Below are 6,920 nucleotides of genomic sequence, written 5' to 3'. Positions count from 1 at the left end.
CCCCGAATCGGCGTCGATCTTCAGGAACACGTCGCCGATGCGCAGGGTGGCGCGTTCCTGATGGGCTACGACCACCTTGACCTCCGGCACACCGGCCAGTGGTGACCCGACCATCGGGATTCGACTGATTTTCCACGGGAGGCGGTGGTGGCCAGGTGCCCGGGGCCGACCCGGCGACCGCGGTGACGAGAGTCGTGCGACTGGCCGGAGGGTCCGCGCCGGCGCTGAGGTTGCGTCAGGCGCTATACCTAGCAGTACTATGCATCGTACTTCTAGGTTTGGGGCGGGAGGTTTCATGAAGGTCGCCAAGGACCTGGTCGCCGCCTCGGCGACCCCGATGGTGCTCGGCATCCTGGCCGAGGGCGAGAGCTACGGCTACGCCATCCTCCGGCGGATCAACGAGCTGTCCGGGGGTGAGCTGGACTGGACCGAAGGGCTGCTGTATCCGTTGCTGCACCGACTTGAGCGCCTCTCCTATCTGGAGTCGAGCTGGCAGTCGGTCGCCGGTGAGCGCAAGCGCAAGTACTACCGCATCACCGACAGCGGCCTGGCTGAGCTGGCCGAGCAGCGCCGGCAGTGGGACACGGTGGTGGGCGCGCTCAAGGAGATCTGGCAGGACCGCGCGCCGCTGACGGTGCCCCCGTTGGGGGGCCTGGCATGACGGCACCCGACGGCCCGCAGGAGTTGGAAGCGCAGTTCGCCCAGTGGCGCCAGTACGTGCTCCGCCGCCGGGAGTTGCAGGCGGTGGACGCCGACGAGTTGGAAGACCACCTGCGCGGCTCCGTCGACGAACTCGTCGCCGCCGGCCTGAGCCCCGACGAGGCGTTTCTGGTCGCGGTGAAACGGATGGGCAGCCTCGACGAACTCTCCCGCGAGTTCGCCCGGGAACACTCGGAACGGTTGTGGAAGCAGTTGGTGCTGACCGGCGACTCCGCCGGCCCGGCCGACGGCCCCCGCGCCCGGCGGGACCTGTGGGTGATGCTCGCCTGCGCGGCGGGCGCGCTGGTGTCGGTCAAGGTGCCGGTGCTGTTCGGGCTGAGCTTCGGCGACGACGGCGCGTTCTACGCGCGGAACCTCACACTGTTCGCGTTGCCCTGGCTGGCGGCGTACCTGGCCTGGCGTCGCAGCGCCCGACGGCCGGTGATCGCGGCACTCGCGGTCCTCTTCGCTCTCGGCGCGGTCTCGGCCAACGCCTACCCCCTGGCGGACGACTCGCAGTCAGTGGTCGTCACCAGCGTCCACCTTCCCATCGCCCTGTGGCTGGTGGTCGGCCTGGCCTACGTCGCCGACGACTGGCGCTCGTCGCGTCGGCGCATGGACTTCATCCGGTTCACCGGCGAGTGGTTCATCTACCTGGTGCTGATGGCGCTCGGCGGCGGCGTGCTCGCCGCGTTCCTGTTCAACACCTTCGCGGCCATCGGCATCGTCCCGCAGGAGTTCGTCTCGCAGTGGCTGCTGCCCGGTGGCGCTGCGGCCGCCGTCGTGGTGGCCGGGTGGCTCGTCGAGGCCAAGCAGAGCGTCGTCGAGAACATCGCGCCGGTGCTCACCCGGTTGTTCACCCCGCTCTTCACTGCCGCCCTGCTCGCCTTCCTCGTCGCTGTCGTCTGGACCAGCCACGGCATCGACGTCGAGCGTGAGGCGCTGCTCCTCTTCGACCTCCTGCTGGTCGTGGTGCTGGGGCTGCTGCTCTACTCACTGTCGGCCCGCGATCCGTCGGCCCCGCCCGGCCCGTTCGACAAACTCCAACTCGCGCTCGTGGTCAGCGCGTTGGCCATCGACGTGCTGGTGCTGATAGAGATCACCGGGCGCATCACCGACGACTACGGCGGCACGCCCAACCGGGCGGCAGCGCTCGGCGAGAACGTGATCCTGCTGGTCAACCTCGCGTGGTCGGCGTGGCTCCTGCTGACCTTCATCCGCCGGCGTACGCCGTTCGCGGCGCTCGAACGGTGGCAGACCGGTTACCTGCCGGTGTACGCGGCGTGGGCCTGGATCGTGGTGCTGGTGTTTCCGCCGCTGTTCAGCTTCGCCTAGTCGGCGAGCGACCAGCCGCGAACCGGGGCCGGCCCTCCCGCCACGGGTGGGCCGGCCCGCTGTCACTTGCCGGTGACGATGCCCGGGTTGATGCACAGCCCCGGGTTCGCGCCGTTCTTCTCCGCGATCTCCAGGCAGCGGGTCACCTTGTCCACCTTCGCGTTGGTCTCGGTGATCTGCTTGGAGATCTCGGCGTTCTTGCGGTCCTGCTCCAGGTTGCGGGTCTGGGCCAGCTTGTCCTGGAACGCCTTGATGTTGCCCTCGGTCTTGTCGTCGTGGTTGACCCGGGTGATGGTCACCGAGAGGATGTCCACGTCGCTGGCGAGGCGGGTCTCCGCGCTGGTCTTGATGTTCGCGGCGAACGGCTTCAGGTCGACGTTGAGGTCACCGGTCTGGGCGTCGATCTTCTCCAGCGGGTTGTACGCGGCGAAGGCGTCGTTCACCGCGCTGTCGAGCTGCACTCCCACCCGCTGACCGCGGAAGCTGCCGAAGTCGCCCTTGTAGTCCATGAACTGCTTCGGCGCGTTCTCCGGCTTGACCTGCCATTCGACGAGCACCTCGACGCAGGCGTCGGCGAGGGTGCCGGTGCGCACGCGTACGCAGTTGTTGCCGCCGATGTGGTCGTACTTCTGCCGGCCCGCGTCCCACTCGCCGACCTTCTGCCAGGGCGCCACCCACTTCAGGCCCGATCCGGTCACCTCGCCGGTGGGCTTGCCGAAGCTGGTGACGATGCCGACCGAGCGGATGGGCACCGAGTGGGCGCTGGAGGCGATGCCGACCACCAGGGTGAGGGCGAGAAGGCCGAGCGCCGCGAGGGCGGCCGTCCGCTTCAGCGGCTTGGCCGAAGCGACGAGGGCGACGACGGCGCTGACCGCCAGGGCGACGGCGAAGACGATCGCCATGGTGAAGCCGACAGGCATGGGGTGAGGACCTTCCGCTGAGCTGTGTGGATCATCAACGTACGAGGGCAGGTCAAGCCGGTGGTCCGGGGGGACCGGCCTGGTGACCGGCCTCGCCGTGCCGCCGTCGCGGGGCGACGCGGCCGATATCCCTCCGGCCGGATGCCCGTCGCCGGCGAATCGCACGACAGCGCATCCACCGCGCGCCGTTTCAGCGAACCATCGGGTAGGAAACGTCTACCCGGGGGTACGTGTGGTGCTGAGCGCTTCGATGCCGGCGGATGCCGTGGAGGTCGCGTACAAGCGCGTCTGTCTGGCGGCTGAGGACCTGGACAGTAACCGTGTCGCCACTGTGCTGCTGGAGATGGCGCACGCGTGGGGCGTCGAGGCGCTCTGGGAGCAGGTCTGCGGGCCGCTGCTGGCCCGGATGCCGGGGCGGACCGCCGCCGAGATCGCCGTCGAGCACGCCCTGAGCGAGGGTGTCCGGGTCGGGATGGACGTGTACCGCCGGGAGCCCGGCCGGTCCCTGCCCGCGGGCGGGGTGTTGCTGGCCGGCGCCGAGCAGGAGGCGCACTGCCTCGGGCTGCACGCCCTCGCCGCCGCGCTGCGCGAGCAGGGTCGCGGCTGTCTGAATCTCGGCCCCGCGCTGCCCTGGGGTGCGCTGGCCAGTGCGGTGCACCGGGCCCGACCCCGCACCGTCGTGCTCTGGTCGCAGACGCCGCTCACCGGCCGCGCGTACCGCCTGCTGCGCTTCGCCCGGGACTTCCCGCGCCTTCGGGCGTACGGCGCGGGGCCGGGCTGGATCGAGCCGCTCGGCAAGCCGGCCGTGCGGCTCGGCACGTTGGCGGACGCCGTCGCCGCCTGCCTGGCTGTCGCGCCGGGACGTGACGCCCACCACATACGATACGGATCGGTCCCGTATCGTTAATGCGCGTCGTAGGCTGACTCGCGTTACGAGTCTGACCCGTATCGTATTTCGTCGCGGGTGACCAGCGTGGGGGGAAAGCCAGGAATGGAACTACAGAACAACACCGGACACCCGAGGCGGTGGGCGATCCTGGGGGTGCTGGTGATCAGCCTCCTCGTGGTCGTCCTCGACAACACGATCCTCAACGTCGCCCTGCGCACCCTGGCCGACCCGGTGCACGGCCTCGGCGCCAGCCAGGGTGAGCTGGAGTGGTCCATCAACTCCTACACCCTCGTCTTCGCCGGGCTGCTGTTCACCTTCGGCGTGCTCGGCGACCGCGCCGGCCGCAAGCGCTTCCTGATGATCGGTCTGTTGGTGTTCGGCCTGGCGTCGCTGCTCTCCGCGTACGCCCAGAGCCCCGGACAGCTCATCGCGGCCCGCGCCCTGATGGGGGTCGGCGGCGCGGCCATCATGCCGGTGACACTGTCGATCATCTCCAACGTCTTCGACCCGCGTGAGCGCGGTCGGGCCATCGGGGTCTGGGCCGGCGCTGTCGGCCTCGCCGTGGCGATCGGCCCGATCCTCGGCGGCGCGCTGCTGGAGCACTTCTGGTGGGGTTCGGTCTTCCTGATCAACGTGCCGGTGGTCGCCGCGGGCGTGGTGCTGGTGGCGCTGCTCGTCCCCGAGTCGCGTGACCCGCGCCCGGGCCGCATCGACGTGCTCGGCGTTCTGCTCTCCGTGGTCGGCCTGGTCGCCCTCTCCTACGGCATCATCGACGGCGGCGAGCACGGCTTCGGCCGCCCGCTGGCCTGGGGCTCGATCCTGGTCGGCGTCGCGGTGCTGGCCTGGTTCGTGCAGCACGAGCGGCGCAGCGACCACCCGTCGCTGGACGTCCGGCTGTTCAAGGTGCCCCGGTTCGCCGCTCCGGTCGCCATCGTCGGCCTGGTGTTCTTCGCCGCGATGGGCTCGATGTTCTTCGGATCGTTCTACCTGCAGCTCGTGCGTGACTACAGCCCGTTGCAGACCGGTCTGCTCTTCCTGCCCTTCGCCGGCGCCCAGCTGGTCTTCGCGCCGCGCAGCGCCACGATGGTCCGCCGCTACGGCGGGAAGGCCGTCGCCGCCGTCGGGTTGGTGCTGACCGCTGTGTCACTCGGCGCCTTCGTCTTCATCGGCGCCTCCACCCCGATCTGGATCGTGCTGCTCGTCTTCCTCATCCAGGGCGCCGGGATGGCCAACATCATGCCGCCGGCCACCGAGTCGATCATGTCGGCGCTGCCCCGGGAGAAGGCCGGGGTGGGCTCCGCGGTCAGCAACACCATCCGCCAGGTGGCCGGCGCGCTCGGCGTTGCCGTCCTCGGCTCGGTGCTCTCCGCTGTCTACCGCAGCGACATCGGTGACGCGCTGACCGGCCTGCCCACGCAGGCCCAGGACGCGGCCAACGAGTCGATCTCCGGGGCGTACGCGGCGGCGGGCCAGCTCGGCCCGGCGGCGCCGGGGCTGATCTCGGCGGCCAACGACGCCTTCGTCACCGCCATGCACTGGGCGGCCGGGCTCTCCGCGGTGATCGCCGCGCTCGGGATCATCGTGGTGCTGCGCTGGATGCCGGGCAAGGAGGAGACCAGTGTCGCCCCGGTGACGCCGGTCGCCGAGCCCGAATTGGCCGGCACGGCCTAGGTGCGGGAAGAATGGCGGACATGACGTCCACTGCTGATGCTCCGCGGTCGCCCGGGCGACCGCGGAGCATCCGCGCCGACGAGGCGATCATCGAGGCGACCCTCGACCTGCTCGCCGAGGGCAGCACCATCGAGGCGCTCTCGATCGAGGCGATCGCCGCCCGCGCCGGGGTCGGCAAGGCCACCATCTACCGCCGCTGGGCCGGCAAGGACGCGTTGCTGCTGGACGCGTTGCGGCGACTCAAGGGCGTCCTGGCCCAGCCGGCCGGGCACTCGGTCCGCGACGACCTGGTGCTGCTGGTCGGCGCGATCGGCAAGAACGTCGACCCACGCGCGGCGAAGATCATGCCCTGTCTGGTGCCCGCCGTGAACCGCAGCGCGGACCAGTACCAGCTCTACCAGAACATCATCGCGCCCCGGCGAAAGCTGATGCGCGAGGTGCTGCGACGCGGCATCGACGAGGGCGCGCTCCGCGCCGACATCGACGTCGAGGTGACGATGGCGCTGCTCACCGGCCCGATGCTGATCCAGCGGGTGCTGCAGTGGAATCCGGACCTGGACGAGCAGACCCTGCCCGAACGGGTCGTCGACGCGGTGCTGGAGGGCATCCGGGCCCGCTGACGTCGGCGGCCCCGGTGCCCGCCGGCCGGGTGGCGGTCAGCGGGGTGCCCGCTGACCAGGCGTCTACGGCTCGGGCTGCACGGCGGCTCGGGCTGCACGGCGGCGCGGCGGTCCGGGCTGCACGGCGGTCCGGGCTGCACGGCGGCGCGGCGGTCCGGGCGGCACGGCGGCCCGGCGGTGCGGTCAGCCGGCCGGCGCGCGCAGGCGGTGCAGACGCAGCGCGAGCTGCACCTCCAGCGCCCGCTCGGGGCGCTGCCAGTCGACGCCGAGCAACTGCCCGACCCGCTCCAACCGCTGGGTCACCGTGTTGACGTGCACGTGCAGTTGCTCGGCGGCCCGGGCCAGGCTGCCACCCACCCCGAAGTACGCCTCCAGCGTCTTCACCAGCGCCGTGCCGCGGCGGGCGTCGTAGTCGAGCACCGGGCCGACCGTGGCGGTGAGGAACTCCGTCACGTCCTTCTCACCGCGGTCACCGACAGTGCCCAGCAACAACCCGACGAAGCCCAACTCCACGGTGCTCGCGCCCTGCCCGGCACGGCCCAACGCACCCAACGCCGTCAGGCACCGGTCCGCCTCCTGGAACGTCACCGCCAGCGCCGCCGGCGTGTTCGCCGGGCCACTCGCCCCGGCGGTCACCGGGCGGCCGGTCACCCGGGACAGGTCCCGGGCCACCGCGCGGGCACTGCCACCCGCGTCCGAGCCCGGCAACATCAGCACCACCCGGCCGTCGCGGGCCGCCGCCAGTCCGCCGCGCGCCGAGGCGTACGTGGTGGCCCAGGAGAGCAC

Annotated in this window: 7 protein-coding genes; 5 read left to right on the top strand and 2 right to left on the bottom strand. The window is 71.1% G+C overall.

Going from position 1 to position 6,920, the window contains the following annotated elements:
• The first annotated feature begins 295 nt into the window (after positions 1-295).
• Entirely contained in the window at positions 296-661 is a 366-nt protein-coding gene (locus tag KBX53_RS17205; RefSeq protein ID WP_030336945.1) for a PadR family transcriptional regulator, read from the top strand.
• Positions 658-2,034, top strand: a complete 1,377-nt coding sequence (locus tag KBX53_RS17200; protein WP_210860326.1) for a permease prefix domain 1-containing protein — start codon at positions 658-660, stop codon at positions 2,032-2,034. The genes KBX53_RS17205 and KBX53_RS17200 overlap by 4 nt, the downstream gene beginning before the upstream one ends.
• 62 nt (positions 2,035-2,096) lie before the next feature.
• Here the strand turns inward: KBX53_RS17200 and KBX53_RS17195 are convergent, their stop codons facing one another.
• Positions 2,097-2,954, bottom strand: a complete 858-nt coding sequence (locus KBX53_RS17195; protein ID WP_030336949.1) for an SPFH domain-containing protein — start codon at positions 2,952-2,954, stop codon at positions 2,097-2,099.
• A 235-nt stretch (positions 2,955-3,189) separates the two neighbouring features.
• On the opposite strand from KBX53_RS17195, the gene KBX53_RS17190 reads away from it, so the two are divergent.
• The 3 genes from KBX53_RS17190 to KBX53_RS17180 all read left to right on the top strand — a co-directional run bounded on the left by KBX53_RS17190 (position 3,190) and on the right by KBX53_RS17180 (position 6,134).
• Complete coding sequence (locus KBX53_RS17190; RefSeq protein WP_309140792.1) at positions 3,190-3,861, top strand: transcriptional regulator; 672 nt, start codon at positions 3,190-3,192, stop codon at positions 3,859-3,861.
• Between the two features lie 84 nt (positions 3,862-3,945).
• A complete protein-coding gene (locus KBX53_RS17185; protein WP_030336952.1) occupies positions 3,946-5,514 on the top strand; it encodes an MFS transporter in 1,569 nt (522 codons plus the stop codon).
• Positions 5,515-5,525: 11 nt separating this feature from the next.
• Complete coding sequence (locus KBX53_RS17180; protein ID WP_030336954.1) at positions 5,526-6,134, top strand: TetR/AcrR family transcriptional regulator; 609 nt, start codon at positions 5,526-5,528, stop codon at positions 6,132-6,134.
• A 183-nt stretch (positions 6,135-6,317) separates the two neighbouring features.
• On the opposite strand, the gene KBX53_RS17175 is transcribed toward KBX53_RS17180, so the two are convergent.
• Positions 6,318-6,920, bottom strand: a 603-nt coding sequence (locus KBX53_RS17175) for a CdaR family transcriptional regulator (protein WP_210860325.1), incomplete at its 5' end; no start/stop codon positions are given.

Origin of the sequence: Micromonospora sp. M51, from assembly GCF_018070305.1 — a bacterium.
Classification (GTDB): Bacteria; Actinomycetota; Actinomycetes; order Mycobacteriales; family Micromonosporaceae; genus Micromonospora; species Micromonospora parva.
The sequence above is the reverse complement of the archived record's forward strand: the minus strand, read 5'-3'. Positions and strand labels throughout refer to the sequence as shown.